Annotated in this window: 1 protein-coding gene; it reads left to right on the forward strand. The window is 62.4% G+C overall.

Annotated elements, in window-relative coordinates:
* The first annotated feature begins 711 nt into the window (after positions 1–711).
* Positions 712–1,809, forward strand: a complete 1,098-nt coding sequence (locus WCB02_RS40170; RefSeq protein WP_423968113.1) for a S1C family serine protease — start codon at positions 712–714, stop codon at positions 1,807–1,809.
* Positions 1,810–2,715 lie beyond the last annotated feature (906 nt).

Raw genomic sequence — 2,715 nt, forward strand, 5'->3', positions numbered from 1 at the left:
TTAATCAGCGGGTCCCAGGTTCGAGCCCTGGTGCGCCCACCAAGCTTTCAGGAAAATCAAATAGTGGGGACGGTTTCCCGGGGATACCGCGGCCCCATATTTGGGGCGCGGCTCGCTCACACGCGAAGGAAGAGGCAGATCGTTTCCGATGTGCAAATCGCGCTTCAGTTTGACGCGTCCCTGAAGGTCTAGCCTTCAATGTGCCCCACCGCGAATTGGCCGTCGGGAGTGGCCGAGCAGTGCCGCAGCAACGGATATGCCTGCTGGCGGCCCCGGCGCGCGAAAAAGCAACTGAGAGTCTCTGGTGGAAAACCCAATGCTGAATGCTACCCGCGGATATCCGGGTCTGGGCGCGGGGGCCGTCAAGCTGCTCTGTGAAGCGAGAAGAAGTGCTTCGCCGGCCATGGGTCGTGGCGGACCCGCGCTACCACGCGTAAACTCGCAACTGCTCCGTCACCAGCCTGTGGCTTCCCACTGTCCACGTATCAGTCAGGCCGCCTGCGCGGCGACGGCGCGGATCCCGAATGACGTCATGGCCGCGTGCATCCTTCCCCGGCTGACCTGATCGTGCCGGCAAGTTGCCGAGCGTCTCCGCTCCGGTTGATCCCAACTCGAATCCTCTCGCCATGGTTCATGATGCCATCCAGTCGATCAGGGCGATGGAACCTTTGTCTTGGCCCTCGAATTGAGAGGCACAAAGGAGCGTTGAGCGTGGCCATTCGGTTCGTACGGGTCGTCGTCATCTGGCTGTTGGTGCTGGCAACCCTCTGGGTGACCGAGCCCTATTTGTCGGCTTTGTGGTTCTCCGCCTCGGCCCCCCGCACCGTTACCCCGCGGGGAAGTCTGGCCGACAGCGAGCAGGCGACCATCGCACTTTTCAAGAACGTGTCGCCTTCCGTCGTGCACGTGTTCGCGCGGGCCGCTCCGACGGATTCGCTGTTTTCCGACGAAGGCGTGGTCCAGTCGGGTTCGGGTATCATATGGGATGCCGCGGGACATGTGATCACGAACAATCACGTCATTAATGGCACGGCCCAGATCGGAGTCCGTCTCACGTCGGGCGAATTCGTTGCGGCACGCGTGGTGGGCACCGCGCCAAACTATGATCTGGCAGTACTTCAGCTGGAACGGCCGACGTCCCCCTTGCGTCCGATCGCCGTCGGCCGCTCCGCCGACCTCCAGGTCGGACAGAGCGCGTTTGCAATCGGCAACCCCTATGGCCTTGAACAGACTTTGACGTCGGGAATCGTAAGCGCCCTTCGCCGCAGGTTGCCAATGACCGCTGCGCAGGAGGTCAAAGGCATGATCCAGACCGACGCGGCCATCAATCCTGGGAATTCGGGAGGACCGCTGCTCGACAGCTCGGGGCGGCTGATCGGCGTCAACAGCGTGATCATCTCCGGCTCGGGCGCGTCGGCCGGGATCGGTTTTGCCATTCCGGTCGACATCGTCAATCGCGTCGCGGCCCAGTTGATCCGCACCGGTCACGTTCCGGAACCTGGCATCGGCGTTGTCGCCGCCAAGCAAGACGAGGCGACAAGCCTCGGAATCGACGGAGTGGTCATTGTACGAACCTTGCCGGATTCGCCGGCCGCCAAGGCCGGCCTCGAGGGAGCCACGGCGGACGGGGTCATCAGGGATGTCATCACCGGAGCCAATGGCAAGCCGATTCACAGCATGTCGGAACTTGCGTCGACCTTGGACGATGTGGGCGTCGGCAATCAAGTCAGCTTGACGGTCGATCGCGGCGGGCAAACCCGCAGCGTCAAAGTCACCGTGGGCGACATCTCCCAACTGGACCAGGGATGACTTGGCAGACGCCATGCCCGGGCGACTACGACAGCGCCGGCACTGCCGTTCGGTGGCGGCTGCTTTCCTGCGGCGCTCGATGACGTGCGGATCGCGAGGCTGAAGCGATCTATGAGAGCCGTCCGGCCTGGCCATCGTCAGGACCAGCCGTCGTCCTCATCACATGGGCCGGCTTGCATCGTCATCGCTGATGCCGCGTTCGCTAGGAACCCGCTGCGCGGATGAACATTTGCATGGAGCGTGCAAGGCGATCGACAGGAGAGGCTTAATGGCAACGCAAATCGGCTCGGCCTCTGCGAGGCCCTGCAAATGCGCGGGCCGTGCCTCGCCCGGCATCGTCTGCGCGAATCTTGGCCCCGGCACCGGCTCTGGTCGCATTGACAGGAACGAAGAAGAGGAAGGCCGCGCTGTATGCTTCCATCGCGATGGGCGATCGCCTGCGGGCCGTAAGCACCGCAGCTGCGTCAAGAGGGCGAAAGCCATTCGGGCGGTAGGTTGAAGCCGCGGGTCGCTGGCTCGGCGTATTTTTGCAAGGGAGACAGCTGATGTTTCGAAATACGCAGTCCGATCCCGTCACGCGCCACATACGCGGCCTTTCAGGTCCTATGGGCGGATCTGCGCAGCCTTGTCCGGTCGGGCAAAATCGGCTTCTCCATCTGGTCCCGCAGGTCGAACTCTCGCGGCTCCACACGATCTCCAAACAGATATCGATCCGACCAAGGCAGGTGCTGCATCATTGGAAACTGCCCTTGGAGCACGTCTATTTCATCCAGAATGGACTGGTGTCGGTCGCAGCCAAAGTCGGAACTGAAAAGTTTGTCGAGGCATGGCTCGTCGGATCGGAGGGGATGGTCGGTGCTCCGCTGATAATGGCGCGAACCAACGAACTGCTGCATCGGCGCGTCG

The sequence above is a fragment of the Bradyrhizobium sp. genome (assembly GCF_049581145.1).
Classification (GTDB): Bacteria; Pseudomonadota; Alphaproteobacteria; order Rhizobiales; family Xanthobacteraceae; genus Bradyrhizobium.